Source organism: Serratia sp. JUb9, from assembly GCF_014298095.1.
In the GTDB taxonomy this organism is placed as follows: Bacteria; Pseudomonadota; Gammaproteobacteria; order Enterobacterales; family Enterobacteriaceae; genus Serratia_B; species Serratia_B rhizosphaerae.
The window spans coordinates 2,112,930-2,135,998 of sequence record NZ_CP060416.1; the positions used below are offsets into that span (position 1 = coordinate 2,112,930).

At 60.5% G+C, this 23,069-nt stretch carries 19 protein-coding genes; 16 read left to right on the forward strand and 3 right to left on the reverse strand.

All coding sequences use genetic code 11. The features are described from left to right. The first annotated feature begins 1 nt into the window (after position 1). The 12 genes from HF675_RS09960 to HF675_RS10015 all read left to right on the forward strand — a co-directional run bounded on the left by HF675_RS09960 (position 2) and on the right by HF675_RS10015 (position 14,459). Positions 2-1,285 carry a flippase gene (locus HF675_RS09960; RefSeq protein WP_187044529.1) on the forward strand — a complete coding sequence of 428 codons (1,284 nt, stop codon included), beginning with the start codon at positions 2-4 and terminating at the stop codon, positions 1,283-1,285. After that, a complete protein-coding gene (locus HF675_RS09965; protein ID WP_105231530.1) occupies positions 1,278-2,126 on the forward strand; it encodes an ATP-grasp fold amidoligase family protein in 849 nt (282 codons plus the stop codon). The genes HF675_RS09960 and HF675_RS09965 overlap by 8 nt, the downstream gene beginning before the upstream one ends. An 84-nt stretch (positions 2,127-2,210) precedes the next feature. Beyond that, on the forward strand, positions 2,211-3,116 hold the full coding sequence (locus HF675_RS09970; RefSeq protein ID WP_105231529.1) for a glycosyltransferase family A protein: 906 nt from the start codon (positions 2,211-2,213) through the stop codon (positions 3,114-3,116). A gap of 1 nt (position 3,117) precedes the next feature. Further along, positions 3,118-4,173 carry a glycosyltransferase family 4 protein gene (locus tag HF675_RS09975; RefSeq protein ID WP_187044530.1) on the forward strand — a complete coding sequence of 352 codons (1,056 nt, stop codon included), beginning with the start codon at positions 3,118-3,120 and terminating at the stop codon, positions 4,171-4,173. Positions 4,174-4,180: 7 nt separating this feature from the next. Next, positions 4,181-4,924, forward strand: a complete 744-nt coding sequence (locus HF675_RS09980; protein ID WP_187044531.1) for a glycosyltransferase family 2 protein — start codon at positions 4,181-4,183, stop codon at positions 4,922-4,924. Continuing rightward, the gene (locus HF675_RS09985) at positions 4,921-6,753 is read left to right on the forward strand and encodes a carbohydrate-binding protein CenC (protein WP_255427348.1); all 1,833 of its coding nucleotides are present in this window, start codon (positions 4,921-4,923) and stop codon (positions 6,751-6,753) included. Before HF675_RS09980 ends, HF675_RS09985 begins: the two co-directional genes overlap by 4 nt. Before the next feature lie 334 nt (positions 6,754-7,087). Then, positions 7,088-10,849 carry a nitrate reductase subunit alpha gene (locus HF675_RS09990; RefSeq protein ID WP_187044532.1) on the forward strand — a complete coding sequence of 1,254 codons (3,762 nt, stop codon included), beginning with the start codon at positions 7,088-7,090 and terminating at the stop codon, positions 10,847-10,849. Next, a complete protein-coding gene (gene narH, locus HF675_RS09995; RefSeq protein WP_105231525.1) occupies positions 10,846-12,390 on the forward strand; it encodes a nitrate reductase subunit beta in 1,545 nt (514 codons plus the stop codon). Before HF675_RS09990 ends, narH begins: the two co-directional genes overlap by 4 nt. Continuing rightward, a complete protein-coding gene (gene narJ, locus HF675_RS10000; RefSeq protein ID WP_187044533.1) occupies positions 12,387-13,112 on the forward strand; it encodes a nitrate reductase molybdenum cofactor assembly chaperone in 726 nt (241 codons plus the stop codon). Before narH ends, narJ begins: the two co-directional genes overlap by 4 nt. A gap of 2 nt (positions 13,113-13,114) precedes the next feature. Then, the gene (narI, locus tag HF675_RS10005; RefSeq protein ID WP_105231523.1) at positions 13,115-13,792 is read left to right on the forward strand and encodes a respiratory nitrate reductase subunit gamma; all 678 of its coding nucleotides are present in this window, start codon (positions 13,115-13,117) and stop codon (positions 13,790-13,792) included. Between the two features lie 173 nt (positions 13,793-13,965). Continuing rightward, on the forward strand, positions 13,966-14,190 hold the full coding sequence (locus HF675_RS10010) for a hypothetical protein (protein ID WP_105231522.1): 225 nt from the start codon (positions 13,966-13,968) through the stop codon (positions 14,188-14,190). After that, a complete protein-coding gene (locus HF675_RS10015; protein WP_105231521.1) occupies positions 14,190-14,459 on the forward strand; it encodes a hypothetical protein in 270 nt (89 codons plus the stop codon). The genes HF675_RS10010 and HF675_RS10015 overlap by 1 nt, the downstream gene beginning before the upstream one ends. Positions 14,460-14,489: 30 nt before the next feature. Here HF675_RS10015 and HF675_RS10020 read toward each other — a convergent pair whose 3' ends face one another. The 3 genes from HF675_RS10020 to HF675_RS10030 are packed head-to-tail and all read right to left on the reverse strand — an operon-like array spanning position 14,490 to position 17,058. Then, a complete protein-coding gene (locus HF675_RS10020) occupies positions 14,490-14,645 on the reverse strand; it encodes a DUF2474 domain-containing protein (protein ID WP_370446954.1) in 156 nt (51 codons plus the stop codon). Continuing rightward, positions 14,645-15,652, reverse strand: a complete 1,008-nt coding sequence (cydB, locus tag HF675_RS10025) for a cytochrome d ubiquinol oxidase subunit II (RefSeq protein WP_105231519.1) — start codon at positions 15,650-15,652, stop codon at positions 14,645-14,647. Before cydB ends, HF675_RS10020 begins: the two co-directional genes overlap by 1 nt. A gap of 2 nt (positions 15,653-15,654) precedes the next feature. Then, complete coding sequence (locus HF675_RS10030; protein WP_105231518.1) at positions 15,655-17,058, reverse strand: cytochrome ubiquinol oxidase subunit I; 1,404 nt, start codon at positions 17,056-17,058, stop codon at positions 15,655-15,657. Positions 17,059-17,289: 231 nt separating this feature from the next. Between HF675_RS10030 and HF675_RS10035 the strand changes: the two genes are divergently transcribed. From HF675_RS10035 to astD, 4 genes are all read left to right on the forward strand, one after another. Then, a complete protein-coding gene (locus tag HF675_RS10035; protein WP_187044534.1) occupies positions 17,290-18,708 on the forward strand; it encodes a PLP-dependent aminotransferase family protein in 1,419 nt (472 codons plus the stop codon). Positions 18,709-19,257: 549 nt separating this feature from the next. Then, positions 19,258-20,472, forward strand: a complete 1,215-nt coding sequence (locus HF675_RS10040) for an aspartate aminotransferase family protein (protein ID WP_105231516.1) — start codon at positions 19,258-19,260, stop codon at positions 20,470-20,472. 52 nt (positions 20,473-20,524) lie between these two features. Then, positions 20,525-21,559, forward strand: coding sequence for an arginine N-succinyltransferase (astA, locus tag HF675_RS10045; RefSeq protein WP_187044535.1), 1,035 nt, complete (start codon positions 20,525-20,527; stop codon positions 21,557-21,559). After that, complete coding sequence (astD, locus tag HF675_RS10050; RefSeq protein ID WP_105231515.1) at positions 21,559-23,031, forward strand: succinylglutamate-semialdehyde dehydrogenase; 1,473 nt, start codon at positions 21,559-21,561, stop codon at positions 23,029-23,031. Before astA ends, astD begins: the two co-directional genes overlap by 1 nt. The last annotated feature ends 38 nt before the right edge of the window (positions 23,032-23,069 follow it).

A 23,069-nucleotide genomic window follows, 5' to 3' on the forward strand; every position in this document is an offset into this window, starting at 1 on the left:
TATGAAGGCGATTTTGCACAATGCGTTCTGGCTGATGCTGGAGCGGGTATCGCTCAGCCTGTCGGGCGTGTTCGTTTCCGTCTATGTGGCGCGTTATCTGGGGCCGGCGCAGTTCGGCGCGCTGAACTATCTGCTGGCGACGATCGCTATTGTGGTGCCGCTGGTGCAGCTGGGCGCCGACAGCGTGATCTTCAACCGCGTTGCCCGCCGCCCTGACAGCGGCGTCCGGCTGATGATGGCCTCTATGCAGCTGCGGCGGCGGCTGTTTTTACTGCTGGCGCTGCCGCTGTGGTTATGGAGTTTTTATCACCATCCGGCGCCGCAAACCTGGATGAGCACGCTGCTGCTGGCAAGCGCCTATTTTTCCGTCCAGGACGTTTACAAGATTTACTACGATGCCCGACTGCAGGCGAAGCGCAATACGCTGATTAACAACCTGGCGTTAGCGCTGGCGATCGTCCTGCGGCTGGCGTTGATCGGCGCGGCGCTGCCGCTGGTGTGGTTTGCCGTGCCGTATCTTATCGCCAGCGCGCTGCCTTACCTGACGCGTCTGTGGCTGTTTCGTCGCGGCTCACCGCCGGCGCCGTTTAACGCGCGCGCGACGCGGCGCTATGGCCGCTACCTGCTGCGTGTCGGTCTGCCGCTGGCCGCTGCCGGGCTGTCGATCGTCATCTATACCCGCATCGATCAAATCATGCTCGGCAATCTGCTCGGGCCGCAGGCGGTAGGCTGGTACAGCGCCGCCGTAACGCTGGGCCAGGGCTGGATCTTTATTCCTCTGGCGCTGGTGACGTCGCTGATGCCGGGGATTGCCCGCTGCGCCGCCGGTCCGGAACGGGAATACCGTATCCGTCTGCTGTGCCTGCTGGCGCTGCTGATTTCTCTGCCGGCGCTGCTGATACTGGGCGGCTACGCCACGCCGCTGGTGACGTGGCTGTATGGCGAGGCATTCCGCCCGGCCGCCGATGTTTTGGCGATGAGTACCCTGACCGCGCTGTTTTCGGTGCTGGGGACGGTGGCGTATCGCAGCATGGTGCTGTTGGCCGGTTACCGTTTTATTGCGCTGAAGATGCCGCTGGTGGCGTTGGCCAACGTGGTGATGAACGCCATGCTGATCCCGCGTTACGGGTTGCCCGGCGCGGCGCTGTCGACGCTGCTGGCTGAATTTTTCTCACTGTTTGTGTTAAACGCTTTTTTCCGCGGCGGACGGATCGTCCGTTTGCAACTGACCTGTTATTACGCTCTGCCACGTTTTATTCGCACGCTAAGGAGGCGGCATGCTTAATCGTTTATTGAAAGGGATCGTTCGGTGTTTGCCCGATGCGCTGCACCATCAGGTGAAATATGCGATGTACTTTAAGCGGTGGCCGCGTCTGGCGCACCCGCGCGGCTATAGCGAGAAGTTGATGCGGCGCAAGATTTATCCGCGCAGCGTTTACACCATGCTGTCGGATAAATACAAAGTGCGCGAGTTTATCGCCGGGCTTTGGGGTGACGCCTATCTGATTGAACTGTACGCGCACGGCGCGGAACTGAGTTATGACGTATTTCGCCGTCTGCCACGCCAGTTCGTGCTCAAGGCCAACCACGGTAGCGGTTATAACCGGCTGGTGTTTGATAAGGAACAGGTCAGCTACGCCGAACTCTACGATCAAACCCGGTGCTGGATGCGCGCCAATTTTTATCAGCAAAGCCGTGAGCGGCACTACCGCGATATTGAGCCATGCATCATGGTCGAACGGCTGCTGCTGGAAAACGGCGAGGTGCCGCACGATCTCAAGTTTCACTGCTTCAACCGCGATGGCGTGATTCGCATTTTTATTCAGGTGGATTACCAGCGCTTTGGCGAACACCGGCGGGATGTTTTCGATGAAAACTGGAACCGTACGGAAATTCGCCTTGTCCTGCCTAACGCCGAGCAGCCTCTGGCCGCACCGTCGCAATTGGCGGACATGCTGCGCCTGGCGCGCCTGACGGCGCAGCAGTTTTCCTATCTGCGGGTCGATTTTTATCAGGTGGGGGAGCGGGTCTACTTCGGCGAGCTGACGTTTACGCCCGGCGCAGGTTTATCCCGCCTGATGCCGGAGCGCATCGAGCAGGAATGGGGCGGCTACTTTACCGAGTAACGGAGGGCATGCCGCCGACATTGCTCCATGCCCTCCGTTACCGCAGATAAACGCGATTACCCACCATTATCCTTGAGGTAAGAAATGGATTTCTCAATTGTTATGCCAATTTATAACAGCGCAGGATTTTTACCGAAGACGCTCTCCCGCATTTTTGCCGCCTGTCGGGGATTCGACTACCAGGTGATTCTGGTGGATGACGGCTCGGATGCGATTGATATCGCTCAGGTGCGGCAAATTGCCTGCGCCCACAGTCAGGTAATGCTGCATGAGAAGAAGCAAAAGAGCAATGCGGCGGTATCGCGCAATCTGGGCGTGCGGCTGGCGGAGGCGGAGGTGGTGTTTTTTCTCGACGCCGACGACTACTTCACCACCAACTATATTATCCGCCGTCTGAAATACCACGAAGACGTCAGTATTGACATTATTTTTGGTAATTACGCCGAGGTGAGCGGCGTATCGGTGCGCGACTATACCTTCCAGTATCAGAGCGGCAGCGCCGGGGAAGATTTCCTGTTCCTGGAGATGGGCGACATCCGTTCTTCCACCATCAGCATGCGTAAAAAAAGCGATCGACGCTTTTTGTTTCCCGAATTTCTGTATAAGCACCAGGACTGGGGTTTTCTGGTCAACGCCACCAATCTGGGGGCGCAGATTGCCCACGATGCCGGCGGAGGAGTGTATCTGGACGTTGGCCGCGCCAGTCGGATGAGCACGCGACTGAACCTGGAAGCCAGCGATCTGTTTATCGACGCGTTCCTGTCCTCAAGCGCGCAGCATATCAGCGGCTTCGCCTGCAAACATCTGCTGGCTTCCCTCTACAGCGAGAATCAGCAGGCGTTCAGTTATTACTCTTCGCGCACTCTTCAGCACTCGCTGAGCGGCAAATTCAAACTGATCAAGCTGTACGGCGACTGCCTGACGCGGTTAGGTCTTTTTCCGCTGGGCGGTCGTCTGCTGCGCCATGCCCGCAACGGTTTTCGGAGGTGAAATGACGTCACGCAATATTGCCATTGTTATTGAGAATATCGCCGGGAAAGGCGGAACCGAACGCGTCGCCAGCGGCTTGGCCAATGCGCTGGCTGACAGCGACGACATGCGGGTCACGCTGTTCTCTTTCGGCGGCGAGCGGGCGTTTTTTCCGCTGTCGCAGTCGGTGACGCTGCGCCCGATCGGCAGCCGGGCACCGTGTTGGCCATGGCGGCTGGCGTGGGCGCTGCGGCGCGGGCGTTACGACGCCATCATTGTCGTCTCGATGGGGCGTTTGTCGGTGGTGATGACGCCGTATTTGCGCCTGCTGTGTCCCGATAGCCGGCTGCTGCTCAGTGAACACGTCAGTTTTCAGCAGTATCCGTGGCCGATGCGCTGGCTGAAACTGCTGATTTATGCCTTGGGCGACCGGGTGATTTTGCTGACGCACCGAGATCGGGCGCGGATCGGCCGCTGGATCCGGCAGGATAAATGCCTGGTGATCGAGAACGTTTCGCCGTTTACGCCGCAGCCGCCCGACTGCGGTCAACGGCGCAACGTCGCCTTGGCCATCGGCCGGCTCACCGAACAGAAAGGCTTTGACCGGTTGATTGACGCCTGGCGGCAGATCGCCCGTCAGGCGCCGTCATGGCAGCTGTTGATCGTCGGTGATGGCCCGGCGCGGCCGGCGCTGCAACGGCAGATTGCGCAGGCGGGGTTGGAGCGTCAGGTCTCTTTGCTGCCGGCGACGCCGGACGTGGCGCGCTATTACCGTCAGGCCAGTCTGTATCTGATGACCTCCCGTTACGAGGGGTTGCCGATGGTGCTGATTGAAGCGCTGAGTTTTGGCCTGCCGCTGGTGGCTTATGACTGTCAAACCGGGCCGGCGGAACTGATTGAGTCCGGGGTGAACGGCTATCTGGTGCCGGACGGCGACAGCCTGCAGTTCTGCGAACGGGTGCTGGCGCTGATGGCGGATAACGCACTGCGGCTACGCTTTGCGCACGCTTCGTGGCGGCAGGCGCAGCGCTTTACGCCGGAACGTATTTACCCCTTGTGGCAACGGATTATCACGTGAGGAACATATGGAAAAAGTATCAGTTATTATGCCGGCCTATAACGCAGCGGCATCCGTCAAGGCATCGATTCTGGGCGTGCTCAACCAGAGCTTTACCGACTTTCAGCTGTATGTGATTGACGACGCCTCCACCGATGAGACGGCGGACATTGTGGCGGCGCTGAGGAATGAGCGTGTGACCTATATTCGCAACCCGCGCAACCTGGGGGTGGCGGCCACGCGCAATATCGGTATCGATATGGCCCGCGGCGACTACCTGGCGTTTTGCGACAGCGATGACGTGTGGCTGGGTAACAAGCTGGCGCGGCAGGTGGAGATTTTGCAGTCCGGCCGCTACGACGTGGTGTGCTCGCACTATTACACCTTTGAGCAGGATCTGCATCAGGTGAAGAACTACCGCGGCGCGGCGGAGGTTATCGACTACCCGGCGATGCTCAGGAGCAACCGCATCGGCAACCTGACCGGTATCTACAATCAGCGGCGCACCGGTAAGGTCTATCAGCAGCCGGTGGGGCATGAAGATTACCTGATGTGGCTGGCGGTGCTGGAACGGGCATACAACGGCCTGGCGTACTGCGTGCCGGAACCGCTGGCATTTTACCGGGTTTCCGACCACTCGCTGTCCGGCAATAAGCTGCAGGCGGCGGACTGGCAGTGGAAAATCTACCGTCAGTATCTGGGGCTGTCGTACCAGAAATCTTGTTACCTGTTTTTTGCTTACCTGTTGAATGCGGCGATGAAGCGGCAATGAGCGGTTTGATGCCGGCGATTGCCGCCGCCGCGCTGCTGCAGGGGATGCCGCCGCAGGAGTGTGCGCCGAATCTACTGCAAAACCCCGGTTTCGAACAGGGGCTGCAGGGCTGGCGCGGCGAAGGTGCCGGAGAGGATAGCGCGGCGCACGGCGGCAGGGCCAGCCTGCGCTATCACAATCAGGATGCCGCCCGTTACCACACCTTCAGCCAGACGGTCGCGGCGCAGCCCGGACAGGCTATCGCGTTTGGCGCCTGGCTGAAAGGGCGCGGGCTGCAGGGGGCGCCGCAGGATCGCGGCGCCAGCGTGTATATCCAGAGTTTTGATGCACAGGGGCGTTTTCTGGAGGGGCGCTACCCGACGGGAATCGTCGGCAACAGCGGTTGGCGGCATATCTCGGCCTTGTATCGCGTGCCCCGGCGGGCGGCGCGGGTGACGCTGGGGCTGTATCTGCGCCGTGGCACCACCGGGACGGCGTGGTTCGACGATGCGTATGCCTGCGTGCTGTCGCCGCAGGCGGCGCTCTATCCGGCGGGCGGTCGCACGCTGATTGAAACGCCGCATCCACAGTGGGTGACGGTCAGCAGCGTGCTGCTCGATCGGCAGCGCAAAGTTGTCGACCAGACGAACCAGCGGCGCTATATCGCCGAGCGCTATTGGCTGGGTTATACGCCGCCGCCGTTGCCGCCGGGGGAATATCGCCTGCGTCAGCAGGTGACCGAAGCGCCGACGGGGCGCAGCCGCAGCAGTGAGATCGCACTGGATATCGGTCAGCCGACGCCGACGGTGGCGATTGACAGGCAGGGGTTTACCCGTCGCCGCGGCGAACGGATATTTCCGCTGGGGATTTACACCACCCGCAGCGGCGATGACGATCTGGCGCGTATCGCCGCCGCCGGTTTCAACAGCGTGCTCAATTACCGTTATGGCGTTGGCAAGGACGCCGACGCTTTTTTTCACCGCAGCCGGCGTCACGGGCTGCAGGTTATCTACGCCATCAAAGATCTCTATGCCGGCAGCCGTTTTGCGCCGGCGACGCGCGGCAGCTATGCGGCGTTGGCCGCCGCCCAGATTAACCGGCTGAAAAACCAGCCTAATTTACTGGCCTGGTATATCAATGATGAGCTGGGGCTGGAGTTTCTGCCGCAGATTGCGGCCAGGCACCAGCAGGTGCAGCGGCTTGACCGCCACCACCCGACGTTTCAGGTGCTGAATAAAACCGCCACGCTGGATGACTATTTCAACAGTGCGGATATTTTGGCGACCGATCCCTATCCGGTCGGTTCGGAGCCTCACCTGCGCCGCACCCTGCATGATACGCAGCAAACCGTGCGCGCGGCGCGCGGGGTGAAGGGCGCCTGGATGGTGATTCAGATTATGGATCATGCCGCCTATGATGACCGGCGTTCTGCGCGGGCGCCGACGGAAGATGAAGTCCGCACCCAGGCCTGGCTGGCGCTGATCGGCGGCGCGCGCGGGCTGCTGTTTTATTCCTATAACGACCTGTTTTATCAGCAGCGGCGTGGCCATTTTGACCGCGCGGCGTTTGAGACGCAGTGGCGCGGTATCGCCCGTGTGGCTCGTCAGGTTAACGGTTTCAGCCCTTACTTGCTTACGGGTGACGGTGTAACGCTGAAATTGCCGGGATCCGCAGCGGCGGCGCGAATCTTCGTGCGTGGCGACCGTGCGCTGCTGCTGGTCGCCAATCCGGAGGCGCGCCCGGTGACGCTGCGTCTGCAGTTGCCGGATGGCTGGCGTCATCAGACACGCCGCGAGCTGGAGATACCACTGCCGCCACTGGGCAGCACCCATCGGTGGCTGCATCGCTGAATCCGGTTTGCCGCCGCTGCGGCGCAGGAGTACCCCCAAATAGCCGGCAGCAATGCGCAAGATATGCACCGGCGGCGACGTTTTTAATTTCTTGTTATAAATCAATATCAAATTGAGTTTTCTGGCGTTATCCAAAAGGGGTATTGCCGCGCCTGCCCGCGTTTTTCCCATCATGTTGTGTTGATCGCAATCAATTTGCCGCCGCCATTGCATCAGTAGCCTTGGCCGCAGATTGAGCAATGACGGTCCATCATGATGACCCCAGACCCGAACCCCGGCGCAGGCGCCGGGCAGTGAGGGAAAATAACGATAAGAGCCTTCAGGAGAACTCCGGATGAGCAAATTTTTAGACCGGTTCCGCTATTTTAAACAGCTGGCGGAACCGTTCTCTGGCGAACATGGCCAGACGCTTGACAGCAACCGAGATTGGGAAGACGGCTACCGCAGCCGCTGGCAGCACGACAAAATCGTGCGTTCGACCCACGGCGTCAACTGCACCGGTTCGTGCAGCTGGAAGATCTACGTGAAAAATGGCCTGGTCACCTGGGAAACCCAGCAGACCGACTATCCGCGCACCCGCCCCGACTTGCCGAACCACGAACCGCGCGGCTGCCCGCGCGGCGCCAGCTACTCCTGGTATCTGTACAGCGCCAACCGCCTGAAATATCCGCTGATGCGCAAACGCCTGCTGAAACTGTGGCGTGAAGCCAAGGCGCAGCACAGCGATCCGGTCGAGGCCTGGGGCGCTATCGTCAGCGATCCGGACAAGGCCAAGAGCTATAAAATCGCCCGCGGCCGCGGCGGCTTTGTGCGTTCCAGCTGGCAGGAGGTGAACGAACTGATTGCCGCCTCCAACGTCTATACCGCAAAAACCTTCGGCCCAGACCGTATTATCGGTTTTTCGCCGATCCCGGCGATGTCGATGGTGTCCTACGCGTCCGGCGCGCGTTACCTGTCGCTGATCGGCGGCACCTGTCTGAGCTTCTACGACTGGTACTGCGATTTACCTCCCGCGTCGCCGATGACCTGGGGTGAGCAGACCGACGTGCCGGAATCCGCCGACTGGTATAACTCCTCCTACATTATCGCCTGGGGTTCCAACGTGCCGCAGACCCGCACGCCGGACGCCCACTTCTTTACCGAGGTGCGCTACAAGGGCACCAAAACCGTGGCGGTGACGCCGGATTACGCCGAAGTGGCGAAACTCTGCGACCAGTGGCTGAATCCGAAGCAGGGCACCGACAGCGCCATGGCGCTTGCGATGGGCCATGTGATGCTGAAAGAGTTTCATCTGGATCGTCAGGTCGGCTATTTCCGCGATTACGTACGCCGCTATACCGATATGCCGATGCTGGTGCTGCTGGAGCCGCGCGACGAGGGTTATTACGCCGCCGGCCGCATGCTGCGCGCCAGCGATCTGGTGGACGCGCTGGGGCAGGACAACAATCCGCAGTGGAAAACCGTCGCGCTGGATGAAAAGAGCGGCCAACTGGTGGCGCCGCAGGGGGCGATCGGTTTCCGCTGGGGCGAGCAGGGTAAATGGAACCTGGAGCAGCGCGCCGGCCAGGCGCAGCAGGAGGTTGAGCTGCAGCTGAGCCTGCTGGGGTCACACGATGAGGTGGCCGAGGTCGGTTTCCCGTATTTTGGCGGCGCGGAAAGCGAACACTTCAACAGCGTGGCGCTGGAGCAGGTGCTGCGCCATAAGCTGCCGGTGAAACGTCTGCAGCTGGCGGACGGCAGCGAGGCGCTGGTGGCCAGCGTCTACGATCTGACGCTGGCGAACTACGGCCTCGATCGCGGGCTGGACGACGCCAACTGCGCCGCCGGCTATGACGACATCAAGGCCTATTCCCCTGCGTGGGCGGAGCAGATTACCGGCGTTTCCCGCCATCACATCATCCGCATCGCGCGCGAATTTGCCGAGAACGCCGAGAAAACCCACGGTCGTTCCATGATCATCGTCGGTGCCGGTATGAACCACTGGTATCACATGGATATGAACTACCGCGGTCTGATCAATATGCTGATCTTCTGCGGCTGCGTCGGCCAGAGCGGCGGCGGCTGGGCGCACTACGTCGGCCAGGAGAAGCTGCGGCCGCAGACCGGCTGGCTGCCGCTGGCCTTCGGCCTCGACTGGCAGCGACCGCCGCGCCAGATGAACGGCACCTCATTCTTCTACAACCACTCCAGCCAGTGGCGTTATGAAACCGTCGCTACCGAGGAACTGCTGTCGCCGCTGGCGGATAAATCCCGCTTCAGCGGCAGCCTGATCGATCTCAACGTGCGCGCCGAACGTATGGGCTGGTTGCCGTCCGCGCCACAGTTGAACACCAACCCGTTGCGGATTGCGGCGCAGGCGGCCGCGGCCGGACAATCGCCGTTGGATTACACCGTCGACAGCCTGAAGCAGGGGGCGCTGCGTTTTGCCGCCGAGCAACCGGACAACCCGCAGAACTTCCCGCGCAACCTGTTCGTCTGGCGCTCCAATCTGCTGGGATCCTCCGGTAAAGGCCATGAATACCTGCTGAAGTACCTGCTGGGGACGGAAAACGGTATTCAGGGCAAGGATTTGGGACAGCAGGGCGGCGTTAAAGCGCAGGACGTGGAGTGGCAGGATCAGGGCGGCGAAGGCAAGCTGGATCTGGTGGTGACGCTCGATTTCCGCATGTCCAGCACCTGCCTCTATTCCGATATCGTGCTGCCGACCGCCACCTGGTATGAAAAAGACGACATGAATACCTCGGATATGCATCCGTTTATTCATCCGCTGTCGGCGGCGGTCGATCCGGCCTGGGAGTCGAAGAGCGACTGGGAAATTTACAAGGGCATCGCCAAGGCCTTCTCTGAGGTGTGCGTCGGCCACCTGGGGCAGGAAACCGACGTGGTGACGCTGCCGATCCAGCATGACTCCGCCGCCGAGCTGGCGCAGCCGCTGGGCGTACAGGACTGGAAAAAAGGCGAATGCGACCTTATTCCGGGCAAAACCGCGCCGCACATCATGGTGGTTGAGCGTGACTATCCGGCTACCTATGAGCGCTTTACCTCGCTAGGCCCGCTGCTGGACAAGCTCGGCAACGGCGGTAAGGGCATCAGCTGGAACACCCAGACGGAGATCGATTTCCTGAAACAGCTGAACTACGTGAAGACCGACGGCCCGGCGGCCGGCCGGCCGAAGATCGATAGTGCGATTGACGCGGCGGAAGTGATTTTGTCGCTGGCGCCGGAGACCAACGGCCAGGTGGCGGTAAAAGCCTGGCAGGCGCTCAGCAACGTCACCGGCCGGGATCACACGCATCTGGCGCTGAACAAGGAAGATGAAAAGATTCGCTTCCGTGATATTCAGGCCCAGCCGCGCAAGATTATCTCCAGCCCGACCTGGTCCGGTCTGGAAGACGAGCACGTCTCCTACAACGCCTGCTACACCAACGTGCATGAGCTGATCCCGTGGCGCACCCTCAGCGGCCGTCAGCAGCTTTATCAGGATCACGAGTGGATGCGCGCCTTTGGCGAGAGCCTGTTGGTCTACCGTCCGCCGATCGACACCCGCGCCGCGCAGCCGCTGCTTAACCGGCAGCCGAACGGCAATAAAGAGAAGGCGCTGAATTTCCTGACGCCGCACCAGAAATGGGGTATCCACTCCACCTACAGCGACAACCTGCTGATGCTGACGCTGTCGCGCGGCGGGCCGATCGTCTGGATGAGCGAGGAGGACGCCGCCGATCTGGGCATTGCCGATAACGACTGGATTGAGGCGTTCAACGCCAACGGCGCGCTGACCGCCCGTGCGGTGGTCAGCCAGCGCATTCCGGCCGGTATGACCATGATGTACCACGCGCAGGAGCGCATCGTTAATATTCCGGGGTCAGAGATCACCAGCCAGCGCGGCGGTATCCACAACTCGGTCACCCGCGTCTGCCCGAAACCGACGCATATGATCGGCGGCTATGCGCAGCTGAGCTATGGCTTTAACTACTACGGCACCGTCGGCTCCAACCGCGATGAGTTTGTGGTAGTGCGCAAGATGAACCGTATCGATTGGTTGGATGGCGAAGGTAACGACGACACCCAGGGCAGCCAGCAGGAGAAAGCCAAATGAAAATTCGTTCGCAAGTCGGCATGGTGCTGAATCTGGACAAATGCATCGGTTGTCATACCTGTTCGGTCACCTGTAAGAACGTCTGGACCAGCCGCGAAGGTATGGAATACGCGTGGTTCAACAACGTGGAAAGTAAGCCGGGCGTCGGCTATCCGCACGCCTGGGAAGATCAGGACAAATGGAAAGGCGGCTGGATCCGCAAAATCAACGGCAAACTGGAGCCGCGCATGGGCAGCCGCGTCGGCGTGCTGTCGAAGATTTTCGCCAACCCGCACGTGCCGGCGCTGGATGATTACTACGAACCGTTTGATTACGACTACCAGCATCTGCATACCGCGCCGCAGGGCAAGCAGCAGCCGATCGCCCGGCCGCGCTCGTTGATCACCGGCCAGCGCATGAAGAAGATCGAGAACGGCCCGAACTGGGAAGAGATCCTCGGCGGCGAGTTTGAAAAGCGCTCGCAGGATAAAAACTTCGCCAATATGCAAAAGGCGATGTACGGCCAGTTTGAAAACACCTTCATGATGTATCTGCCGCGCCTGTGCGAGCACTGTCTGAATCCGGCGTGCGTGGCGACCTGCCCGAGCGGTGCTATCTATAAGCGCGGCGAAGACGGCATTGTGCTGATTGACCAGGACAAGTGCCGCGGCTGGCGCATGTGTCTGACCGGCTGCCCGTACAAGAAAATCTACTTTAACTGGAAAAGCGGCAAGTCGGAGAAATGTATTTTCTGCTACCCGCGCATCGAGGCCGGCCAGCCGACCGTCTGTTCGGAAACCTGCGTCGGGCGTATCCGCTACCTGGGCGTGCTGCTGTATGACGCCGACCGTATCGAACAGGCGGCGGCGACGGAAAATGAGCAGGATCTGTATCAGAGCCAGCTGGATATATTCCTCGACCCGCACGATCCGGCGGTGATTGCCCAGGCGCTGGCGGACGGCGTGCCGCAGAGCGTGATCGACGCCGCGCAGCAGTCGCCGGTGTACAAAATGGCGATGGACTGGAAGCTGGCGCTGCCGCTGCACCCGGAATACCGCACCTTACCGATGGTGTGGTACGTGCCGCCGTTATCGCCGATTCAGTCGGCGGCGGATGCCGGCGAGCTGGCGCACAACGGCGTACTGCCGGACGTCGACAGCCTGCGTATCCCGGTGCAGTACCTGGCGAACCTGCTGACCGCCGGCGATACCGCGCCGGTGCTGCTGGCGCTGAAGCGTATGCTGGCGATGCGCCACTACAAGCGCGCCGAAAGCGTGGACGGCGTGGTGGACACCAGCGCGCTGGAACAGGTGGGCCTGAGCGAAGCGCAGGCGCAGGAAATGTACCGCTATCTGGCGATCGCCAACTACGAAGACCGCTTTGTGGTGCCGTCCAGCCATCGTGAGCTGGCGCGCGAGGCCTTCCCGGAAAGCAAAGGCTGCGGCTTCAGCTTCGGCGACGGCTGCCACGGCAGCGACGGTAAGTTCAACCTGTTCAACAGCCGCCGTATCGATGCGATTGACGTGTCGCAGAAAACTGCGCGTCCGGAGGATGCCTCATGATGACATTACGGATTATCGCCCGCCTGCTGGACTATCCCGATCAGGCGTTGTGGGATCATCAGGATGAGCTGCTGGCGGCGCTGGAGCCGGCCTGCGAGCTGGATCTGCACTACAGCGCGCTGCTGATGCAGTTTATCCGCGAGTTGTGCGCCCGCCCGCTGCTGGACACGCAGGCCGACTATTGCGAGCTGTTTGACCGCGGCCGCGCCACCTCGCTGCTGCTGTTTGAGCATGTGCACGGCGAATCGCGCGACCGCGGGCAGGCGATGGTCGACCTGATGGCGCAGTATCGCGCCGACGGGTTGCAGATCGACAGCCGCGAACTGCCGGATTTTCTGCCGCTGTATCTGGAGTATCTCGCCAGCCGCAGCCATGAGGCGGCGCGCGAGGGGTTGCAGGACATCGCGCCGATTCTGGCGCTGCTGGGCGCACGCCTGCATCAGCGCAGCAGCGCATACGGCGTGCTGTTCGACATTCTGCTGGCGCTGTCCGGCAGCGATATTCAGGCGCAGGCGCTGCAGCAGCAGGTGGCCGCAGAGGCGCGCGATGATACGCCGCAGGCGTTGGATGCGGTATGGGAAGAGGAACAGATTAAGTTTCTCGGCGAACCGCAGGGCTGCGCTTCCGCGCAGCAAACCGCACACCAGCGGCGCTTCGCCGGTGCGGTGGCGCCGCAGTATCTCGATCTGTCGGATGCGTTAACCGGAACCAAAGGACGCTAATCATGCAATTTCTCAATCAGTTTTTCTTCGATATTTATCCGTATCTGGCGGGGACGATTTTTCTGGTCGGCAGTTGGCTGCGCTACGATTACGGCCAGTACAGCTGGCGCGCCGGCTCCAGCCAGATGCTGGATAAAAAGGGGATGCGGCTGGCCTCCAACCTGTTTCACATCGGCATCCTGGGAATTTTCTTCGGCCACCTGTTCGGCATGTTGACGCCGCACTGGATGTATCAGGCATTTTTGCCGATCGACGTGAAGCAGAAGCTGGCGATGATCGCCGGCGGCATCTGCGGCCTGATGACGTTGGTGGGCGGCGCGCTGCTGCTGAAGCGGCGTCTGACCAACCCGCGGGTGCGGGCAACCAGCAGCGTCGCCGATATTCTGATCCTGACGCTGCTGGTGGTGCAGGTCTGTCTGGGGCTGCTGACCATTCCGTTCTCCGCCCAGCATATGGACGGCAGCGAGATGATGAAGCTGGTGGGCTGGGCGCAGGCGGTGGTGACCTTCCAGGGCGGCGCGTCGCAGCACCTTGACGGCGTGGCGCTGATCTTCCGCCTGCATATGGTGCTGGGGATGACGCTGTTCGTGCTGTTCCCGTTCTGCCGTCTGGTGCATATCTGGAGCGCGCCGGTCGAGTATCTGACCCGCCGTTATCAGTTGGTGCGCAGCCGTCGTTAATCCTGCCATCCGCGCTGTCTGCCAGCGCGGATTTTTTTCCCTTTGCTGTTTCCCGATGATTTTCCGAGAAAAACCTGTCGCTTCTGCGAAGCGTTACGCAGTTCACTAATTGAACAGCGACGTCAATGGCGTTACAGTCTTCCCACCTTAGCCAAGGCCACAGGAGGTGGAATATGCGTCGTTTGCCGTTACTGGTTTCCAATGAGATTGATGACAGTTTAAACGCCATGGCCGCACGTCATGGATTAGCCAAAACCGAGGTGATTGTGAAAGCCTTTTCGTTACTGGCGCTTGCCGACCATCATTGGTTAAGGCAGGACGGCACCACGCTTGCCGTGGTGCGCGACACCGACGGCGGTGAACTGGAAGTGATCGGCAAGGTGCAGGGGCTGTTTTAATGTGTGCGCAACGGCGGGAGAAGCTGGTGGACGTCGGCGCGCTGTACCTTGACGCCACGGCGACATTTGACGAAATGGAGCGGTTGCGCCTGGCTAGGCAAGTATTGAGCGGTCTGTTTGTGATTAGCGCCGGCGTATTTGCCGCCCATGCCTACTGGGATGACAACCAGCCGCTGCGGCAGATGTTCGAACTGCTGAAAATCGGCGCATTGCCGTTGGTGACGCTGGTGGTGTCGTTTTACTTTCCGAACGGCGCCGCCGGTAAATAGTGCCGGCGGCGCGGGAGATGATGGCGGGGGTCAGTGCGACTTCATCCCCGCTGCGGTCATCAGCATGCGGAAAATCGTCGCCACCACAAACAGCCCCAGCACGCTGGCGCTCCAGATGATCACCAGCCAGCCGACGCGTTTCCACCAAGGGGCGGCGTCTTTCTCTTTCATCGTCGCCTCCTTCATCAGTGGTAACCCTGCTCATGGCTCACCTTGCCGCGGAATACGTAGTAGCTCCAGAAGGTGTAGACCAGAATAATCGGGATGATGAACAGCGCGCCTACCAGCATAAAGCCCTGGCTCTGCATCGGCGATGCCGCTTCCCACAGGCTGATGGACGGCGGGATCAGCAGCGGCCAGATGCTGATGCCCAGCCCGCTCAGGCCAAGGAACACCAGCAACAGCGTCAGCAGAAACGGCGAGTAGTGCGCGTCGTGATTCACCCCGCGCCAGATGCCCCAGGCGCTCAGCAGCACCAGAATCGGCACCGGCAGCAGCCAGAACAGGTTCGGCAGGCTGAACCAGCGGTCGGCGATTTCCGGATGCGCCAGCGGTGTCCAGATGCTTACCAGCGCCAGAATCACCAGCAGGGCCAGCAGCAGCGGCGTCGCCAGGCGGTACATACGCGCCTGCAGTTCGCCGGCGGTTCTCATCACCAGCCAGGTACAGCCGAGCAGGGCGTAAGCCGCCACCAGTCCCAGGCCGCAGAACAGCGCGAACGGCGTCAGCCAGTCGAGCGGGCCGCCGGCATAGGCGCGGTTCTCAACCGGGAAGCCGTTCAGAATGGCGCCGACCACGATACCCTGACAGAAGGTGGCGAGCAGCGAGCCGCCAATAAAGGCCTTATCCCAGATATGACGCTTGTCGGCGGTGGCCTTGAAGCGGAATTCAAACGCCACACCGCGGAAAATCAGGCCGATCAGCATCAGCGTCAGTGGAATGGCCAGCGCGTCGAGGATCACCGAATAGGCCAGCGGGAAGGCGCCGTACAGCGCGGCGCCCCCCAGCACCAGCCAGGTTTCGTTGCCGTCCCAGACCGGTGCGACGGTGTTCATCATCACGTCGCGGTCTCTGCTGTCTTTGACCCATGGAAACAGGATGCCGATGCCCAGATCGAAACCGTCCATCACCACGTACATCATGGTGCTGAACACGATAATCAAAAACCAGATAAGCGGAAGATCGATACCCATGTTCAACTCCTGTCGTCCAGATGCTCTTTGACCGCGGAAAGCGGACGCGCCGGCCGGCCTTCGGTGTCGTCCGGCTGCTCGCCTTCATGCGGCTGCGGCCCTTTGCGGATTAGCCGCATCATATAGGCGTAGCCGACGCCGAACACCGAGCAGTACACCACGATAAACGCCAGCAGGCTGATGCTCATATGCAGTTCCCCGTGGGCGGAAACCGCGTCCTTGGTGCGCAGCAGGCCATAGACCACCCACGGCTGACGGCCTATTTCGGTGGTGAACCAGCCCGCCAGCAGGGCGATCAGCCCCGAAGGCCCCATCCACAGCACGAAGTAGAGGAAGGGCTTCGAGTGGTACAGGCCGCCGCGCCAGCGCAGCCACAGGCTCCAGACGCCGGCCAGAATCATCAGCAGGCCCATGGCCACCATGACGCGGAAACTCCAGAATACGATGGTGGAATTGGGGCGATCTTCCGGCGGGAAGGACTTCAGCGCCGGGATTTGCTCCGTCAGGCTATGGGTCAGGATCAGGCTGCCGAGGTAGGGAATTTCCAGCTTAAAGCGCGTCTCTTCCCGCTCCATATCCGGCCAGCCGAACAGGATCAGCGGCGTGGCTTCACCGGCGACGTTCTCCCAGTGTCCCTCGATGGCGGCGATTTTGGCCGGCTGGTGTTTAAGGGTATTCAGACCGTGCGCATCGCCGATAAACGCCTGAATAGGGGCGACGATCAGCGCCATCCACATCGCCATCGACAGCATGGTGCGCATTGCCGGCGTATCTCGTCCGCGCAGCAGGTGCCAGGCGGCGGAGGCGCCAACAAAGAAGGCGGAAGCCAGGAACGCCGCGGTGGACATATGCAGCAGCCGGTAGGGGAATGACGGGTTGAAAATCACCTTCAGCCACTCCACCGGCACCACCTGGCCGTTGATGATTTCATGGCCCTGCGGCGTTTGCATCCAGCTGTTCGACGCCAGGATCCAGAAGGTGGAAATCAGCGTGCCGAGCGCCACCATACAGGTGGCGAAGAAGTGCAAGCCAGGGCCGACGCGATTCCAGCCGAACAGCATGACCCCCAGGAAACCGGCCTCAAGGAAGAATGCGGTGAGCACTTCATAGGTGAGCAACGGTCCGGTGATATTGCCGGCAAATTCGGAGAAAAAGCTCCAGTTGGTGCCGAACTGGTAGGCCATCACCAAACCGGAGACCACCCCCATGCCAAAGTTGACGGCAAAAATTTTCGACCAGAAATGATAGAGCTGCCGATAAGTGTCGTCCTGTGTCTTCAGCCATAAACCTTCCAACACTGCCAGATAGCTGGCTAGCCCAATGGTGATTGCGGGGAACAAAATATGGAAGGATACGGTGAAGGCGAACTGTATTCTGGCAAGCTCGAGTGCATCAAGACCCAGCATAGCGCCCCCTAGGGTTGTACATAACATGACCTCTTCAGTATAGACGTGTTTTTTTCAATGACCTCCCGGCGAGAAACCGCGTTCGGATGGCCGTCTGGCGGCGGAAAAATCACCCGTAAATCATCGCCGGAAAGCAAAGAAAACTTGGTGGTCAGTTAAACACGGAGTACATTGACTATAATAGTGACAGTTATTTTACTTTTACCTATAACAGTTTCTTTTGGCGCATTTATGACACGATATGAACAATTGGCGCAGCAAATCCGCGAACAGATCCAAAACCGGGTGTGGCGCGCCGGCGATAAATTGCCTTCTCTGCGGGAAAGCGGCAGGCGTGCGGGACTCAGCCTGATGACGGTGGTGCAATCCTACCAACTGCTGGAAAGCCAGGGCTGGATCGTGGCGCGCCCGCAGTCCGGCTATTACGTGGCCGCCCGGCCGCAGCCGTTGCCGCAGGCGACGCACGGCGAAAAGCTGCTGCTGAGCGAGCAGGTGGATATCAACGCCTTTATTTTCGACGTGTTGCAGGCCTGCAAGGATCCGCAGATTGTGCCATTCGGTTCGGCGTTTCCGGATGCGACGCTGTTTACCCAGCCGAAACTGGCGCGGGCGCTCAGCAGCGTGGCGCGCAAGTTCACGCCGCACAGTTCGCTGGTTAACCTGCCGCCGGGCAATGATGCGCTGCGGCGCAATATTGCGCAGCGCTATGCGTTAAGCGGCATGCAGGTGGCGCCGGATGAAATTGTCATTACCGCCGGCGCGATGGAGTCGCTCAGCCTTAGCCTGCAGGCCGTCACACAACCCGGCGACTATGTGGCCATTGAGTCGCCGGCTTTTTACGGCGCGCTACAGGCGCTGGAGCGGCTGCGGCTGAAAGCGGTGGCGATACCGACCCATCCGCAGCACGGTATTGAACTGGAGCCGTTGGAGCAGGCGCTGACGCAGTATCCGATCAAGGCCTGCTGGCTGATGACCCATTTCCAGAACCCGCAGGGCGCCACGATGCCGGAGGTCAATAAACAGCGGCTGGTGACTCTGCTGCGGCAGCGGCAGATCGCGCTGATTGAGGATGATGTCTACGGCGAGCTCTATTTCGGCGCTGAACGGCCGCTGCCGGCCAAGGCGCTGGACACGGACGGACTGGTGCTGCACTGCTCGTCCTTTTCCAAGTGTCTGGCGCCGGGGTTTCGCGTCGGCTGGGTCGCCGCCGGCCGGCATGCCGCACAGATCCAGCGTCTGCAACTGATGAGCACCGTATCCGCCAGCGTACCGATGCAGATGGCGATCGCCGATTACCTGCTGCACGGCGGTTATGACACGCATTTGCGGCGTTTACGTCGCCTGCTGGCGCAGCGGCAAAGCGCGATGCGTCAGGCGATTGCGCATTATTTTCCCCCGACGGTCAACGTCAGCCAGCCGGACGGCGGCTATTTTTTATGGCTGGAGCTGGCGCCGGGCCTGTCGGCGATGGCGCTGTACCAGCGCGCGCTGGCGCAGGGCATCAGTATTGCGCCCGGCCGTATGTTTACGACCGGCGACCATTTCAACCACTGTTTCCGCCTGAACGCTTCGTTTGAGTGGAGTGACCGGCTGGAGGCGGCGATCCGCACCCTCGGCGAGCTGATCCGCCAGCTGTCGCCAGAATCCTAGGGAATTTCCCCCCATATTGCTGGGGCAAAATAGAGCATTTGCACCGTAATGGCGCATGGCCGGGCGGCCGAAATTCGTTAGGCCGCTTATTTTTTGCGAGCGCGATCAGAAAAAACAAAACTTTTTGCTAATGAATAGTATTTCGTTGCCTATGGCGTTTTCAGGCTGCGTTTTTACATTTATGCAGTACAAATGCATAAAACTTGCATACATATGCAATATAAGCCGTTGTTTTAACGAAAAAAAATGAGAAATACCTCCCAAATCAGCTATTGGCACGATAACTGCTCTACACTCTTTATCAGACGGCATGTATTTTAACTGTCCGTTAACATTAATGGCCCGTTGCTGGCTGAGCTACACGACAGATATAGTAAAAAACCGCCTTTATGTAACAGATTTGTATCTCAAACGCCGGTGAAAGAGAGCATTATCATCGCCAGGCGCCATCAGATTCCGAGCGGTTTTTTGTATTGTTGTATCGCTTTACCGTGCAGAAACGGCCCTTCGGCTCAAAAATCTGTTTTTCGCTTACGTCATGAGGTCACTATGGAACAGCCAATCGCAGTTACCCGCCAGTCTTTCGACGACTGGATGATCCCGGTTTATGCTCCCGCCGATTTTATTCTGGTGCGCGGCGAGGGTTCCCGCGTCTGGGATCAGCAGGGTAAAGAGTATATCGACTTTGCCGGCGGTATTGCGGTGAACGCGCTGGGGCATGCGCATCCGGTGGTGAAGGCGGCGCTGGTGGAGCAGGCCGGCAAACTGTGGCACCTGGGCAACGGTTATACCAACGAGCCGGTGCTGCGCTTGGCGAAGATGCTGATTGACGCCACTTTCGCCGACAAAGTCTTTTTCTGTAACTCCGGCGCGGAAGCTAACGAAGCGGCGCTGAAGCTGGCGCGCAAATATGCGCTGGATAAGTTCGGCGCCGAGAAAAACCAGATTGTGGCCTTCAACAATGCCTTCCACGGCCGCACGCTGTTTACCGTTTCCGCCGGCGGGCAGCCGAAGTATTCGCAGGACTTCGCGCCGCTGCCGGGCGGCATCACCCATACGCCGTATAACGATCTGGCCGCGGCGGCGGAAATGATTAACGACCGCACCTGCGCGGTGATCGTCGAGCCGATTCAGGGGGAAGGCGGCGTGCTGCCGGCCGACGGTGAATTCCTGCAGGGGCTGCGCGAGCTGTGCGATCGCCACAACGCGCTGCTGATTTTCGATGAGGTGCAAACCGGTATGGGCCGCACCGGCGATCTGTACGCCTATACGCAGTACGGCGTGGTACCGGATGTGCTGACCACCGCCAAAGCGCTGGGCGGCGGCTTCCCGATCGGCGCGATGCTGACCACCGATGCGCTGGCGACAACCCTCGGCGTCGGCACGCACGGCACCACCTACGGCGGTAACCCGCTGGCGACGGCGGTGGCCGGTGCGGTGTTCTCGCTGATCAATACGCCGGAAGTGCTGAACGGGGTGAAGCAGCGCCATCTGTGGTTTATCGAGGAGCTGAATAAAATTAATCAGCAGTACCCGATTTTCTCTGAAATCCGCGGCGGCGGCCTGCTGATTGGCTGCGTGCTGAAGCCGGACTATGCCGGCAAAGCTAAACAAATTACCCAGTATGCCAATGAAGAAGGGGTGATCGCGCTGATCGCCGGGCCGAATGTGGTGCGCTTCACGCCGTCATTGGTGATCCCGGAAGCGGACGTACGCGAAGGTCTGGCGCGCTTTGCGCGAGCGGTAGCACGTATTTGCAGCTAATTTCTCGGCGGCGTCGTCAGCGGCGCCGCCGAATGACGTAGAGGTTCGCATTATGATGATTATTCGCCCCATTGAGCGTCGTGATTTGTCAGATCTGCTGACGCTGGCCGGTAAATCCGGTATTGGCCTCACCTCTTTGCCGCAAAATGAAGATACCTTGTCGGCACGCATTGAGCGGGCGCTGAAAACCTGGCAAGGCGAACTTCCCCCCGGTGAACAGTGCTATCTGTTTGTGCTGGAAGACAGCGAGCGCCAGCAGGTGGTGGGCGTCAGCGCCATTGAGGTCGCAGTGGGACTGACGGAGCCGTGGTACAGCTTCCGGGTTGGCTCACAGGTGCATGCCTCCAAGCCGCTGGGCGTCTACAAAACGGTGCCGACGCTGTTTCTCAGCAATGACCACACCGGCCATTCCGAACTCTGCACGCTGTTCCTCGATCCGGACTACCGTCACGGTGAAAACGGCAAATTATTGTCTAAAGTGCGTTTCTTGTTTATCGCCGCTTTCCGCGAGCGCTTCGCGCGCAAACTGATTGCCGAAATGCGCGGTTTTTCCGATGAAGACGGCCGTTCGCCGTTTTGGGAAAACGTCGGCAGCCACTTCTTTTCGATTGAGTTCGCCGAGGCGGACTATCTGAGCGGCACCGGCCAGAAAGCGTTTATCGCCGAGCTGATGCCGAAGCACCCGCTATACGTTGATTTTTTGTCGCAGGATGCGCAGCAGGTGATTGGCGAAGTGCATCCGCACACCGTGCCGGCGCGCCGTTTACTGGAGGCCGAAGGCCTGCGCTATCAGGGTTATGTCGATATCTTCGACGGCGGCCCGACGCTGGAAGCGGAAATCGACGATATCCGCGCGGTGAAACACAGCCGGCTGGTAAAAGTGGTGCTGGATGAGAAGCCGATGCGCGCCGATGCGCCGCTGCTGCTGGTGGCCAACGAAAACTATCAATACTATCGTGCGCTGCTGGTCGCGGCCGATCTGTATGACGACCGTCTGCACATGAACGCCGCCACCGCTGCGGCGCTCGGCGTGGAGCAGGGCAGCCCGGTGCGCGTGGTGGCCCTTTTTACACAGGAGAAAGTTTAATGTCACATGCGGCACAGTTAATTAATGGCGTCTGGCGCCCGGGACACGGCGCGGCGTTCAGTAAAACCGACCCGGTTGATAATCAACCGTTGTGGCAGGCCAACGGCGCCGATGCCGGCGACGTGGATGCCGCCTGCGAAGCGGCGCGCAGCGCGTTTCCTGCCTGGGCGCGCACGCCGTTTGCCGAACGCGAGCGGCTGGTGAAGCGCTTCGCTGCGCTGCTGGAAGAACATAAGGCGCAGCTGGCGGAAACCATCAGCCGTGAAACCGGAAAACCACGCTGGGAAACGCTGACCGAAGTACAGGCGATGATCGGCAAGGTGGGCATTTCCTTGCAGGCTTACCAGGCCCGCACCGGCGAAAGCCGCAGCGAAATGGCTGACGGCGCGGCGACGCTGCGTCACCGTCCGCACGGAGTGTTGGCGGTGTTCGGCCCTTACAACTTCCCGGGGCACCTGCCTAACGGCCATATTGTTCCGGCGCTGCTGGCGGGTAACAGCGTGGTGTTCAAGCCCAGCGAGCTGACGCCGTTAACGGCGGAGGTGACGCTGAAGCTGTGGCTGCAGGCCGGGCTGCCGGACGGGGTGATCAACCTGGTGCAGGGCGGGCGGGAAACCGGTGAAGCGCTGGCGGCCAACCCGCAGATTGACGGCCTGTTATTTACCGGCAGCGCAGGCACCGGTTACCAGCTGCATCGCCAGCTGGCGGGGCAACCGGAGAAGATTCTGGCGCTGGAAATGGGCGGCAATAACGCGCTGATCGTGGAAGAGATCGACGATTGCGATGCCGCGGTTAATCTGGCTATCCAGTCGGCGTTCATCTCCGCCGGACAGCGTTGCACCTGCGCACGGCGTATTCTGGTGAAACGCGGCGCGCAGGGCGATGCTTTTATCGAGCGTCTGGTGCAGGTAGCGGCCGCGCTGCGCGTCGGCCGCTGGGACGCCGAACCGCAGCCGTTTATGGGCGGGGTGATCTCTTCGCCGGCGGCAGAGAAAATGCTGGCGGCGCAGCACCACCTGCTGTCGCTCGGCGGCAAGGCGCTGCTGACCATGCAGCGGCTGGAAAGCGGCAGCGCGCTGCTCAGCCCGGGAATCATCGATGTCAGCGAGGTGCCGGCTCTGCCGGACGAGGAGTACTTCGGGCCGCTGACCACCATTATTCGCTATGACGACTTCGACCAGGCGCTACGCATCGCCAATCAGACGCGTTACGGCCTGTCGGTGGGACTGATCTCGCCGCAGCGCGCCCAGTTTGAGCAACTGCTGCTGGAAGCGCGCGCCGGTATCGTCAACTGGAATAAACCGTTGACCGGCGCATCCAGCGCCGCGCCGTTCGGCGGGGTTGGCGCGTCGGGCAACCATCGCCCCAGCGCTTACTACGCGGCGGACTATTGCGCCTGGCCGATGGCGTCGTTGGAAAGCGAAACCTTGCAGATGCCGGCCAGTTTGTCCCCTGGCGTGTCCTTTAATTAATCGCGAAAGGGGCCGGCTGATTGCCGGCCCTGGGAGAG

Excerpts from the sequence above, each read along its gene's own strand:
- HF675_RS10015 (WP_105231521.1), top strand. The coding sequence starts at position 14,190 with ATGTGTGCGCAACGGCGGGAGAAGCTGGTGGACGTCGGCGCGCTGTAC.
- HF675_RS09970 (WP_105231529.1), top strand. The coding sequence starts at position 2,211 with ATGGATTTCTCAATTGTTATGCCAATTTATAACAGCGCAGGATTTTTA.
- HF675_RS09980 (WP_187044531.1), top strand. The coding sequence starts at position 4,181 with ATGGAAAAAGTATCAGTTATTATGCCGGCCTATAACGCAGCGGCATCC.
- astD (WP_105231515.1), top strand. The coding sequence starts at position 21,559 with ATGTCACATGCGGCACAGTTAATTAATGGCGTCTGGCGCCCGGGACAC.
- astA (WP_187044535.1), top strand. The coding sequence starts at position 20,525 with ATGATGATTATTCGCCCCATTGAGCGTCGTGATTTGTCAGATCTGCTG.
- HF675_RS10030 (WP_105231518.1), bottom strand. The coding sequence starts at position 17,058 with ATGCTGGGTCTTGATGCACTCGAGCTTGCCAGAATACAGTTCGCCTTC.
- HF675_RS10010 (WP_105231522.1), top strand. The coding sequence starts at position 13,966 with ATGCGTCGTTTGCCGTTACTGGTTTCCAATGAGATTGATGACAGTTTA.
- HF675_RS09965 (WP_105231530.1), top strand. The coding sequence starts at position 1,278 with ATGCTTAATCGTTTATTGAAAGGGATCGTTCGGTGTTTGCCCGATGCG.
- cydB (WP_105231519.1), bottom strand. The coding sequence starts at position 15,652 with ATGGGTATCGATCTTCCGCTTATCTGGTTTTTGATTATCGTGTTCAGC.
- HF675_RS09975 (WP_187044530.1), top strand. The coding sequence starts at position 3,118 with ATGACGTCACGCAATATTGCCATTGTTATTGAGAATATCGCCGGGAAA.
- HF675_RS10035 (WP_187044534.1), top strand. The coding sequence starts at position 17,290 with ATGACACGATATGAACAATTGGCGCAGCAAATCCGCGAACAGATCCAA.
- HF675_RS09960 (WP_187044529.1), top strand. The coding sequence starts at position 2 with ATGAAGGCGATTTTGCACAATGCGTTCTGGCTGATGCTGGAGCGGGTA.
- HF675_RS10040 (WP_105231516.1), top strand. The coding sequence starts at position 19,258 with ATGGAACAGCCAATCGCAGTTACCCGCCAGTCTTTCGACGACTGGATG.
- narJ (WP_187044533.1), top strand. The coding sequence starts at position 12,387 with ATGATGACATTACGGATTATCGCCCGCCTGCTGGACTATCCCGATCAG.
- HF675_RS10020 (WP_370446954.1), bottom strand. The coding sequence starts at position 14,645 with ATGAAGGAGGCGACGATGAAAGAGAAAGACGCCGCCCCTTGGTGGAAA.
- HF675_RS09985 (WP_255427348.1), top strand. The coding sequence starts at position 4,921 with ATGAGCGGTTTGATGCCGGCGATTGCCGCCGCCGCGCTGCTGCAGGGG.
- narI (WP_105231523.1), top strand. The coding sequence starts at position 13,115 with ATGCAATTTCTCAATCAGTTTTTCTTCGATATTTATCCGTATCTGGCG.
- HF675_RS09990 (WP_187044532.1), top strand. The coding sequence starts at position 7,088 with ATGAGCAAATTTTTAGACCGGTTCCGCTATTTTAAACAGCTGGCGGAA.
- narH (WP_105231525.1), top strand. The coding sequence starts at position 10,846 with ATGAAAATTCGTTCGCAAGTCGGCATGGTGCTGAATCTGGACAAATGC.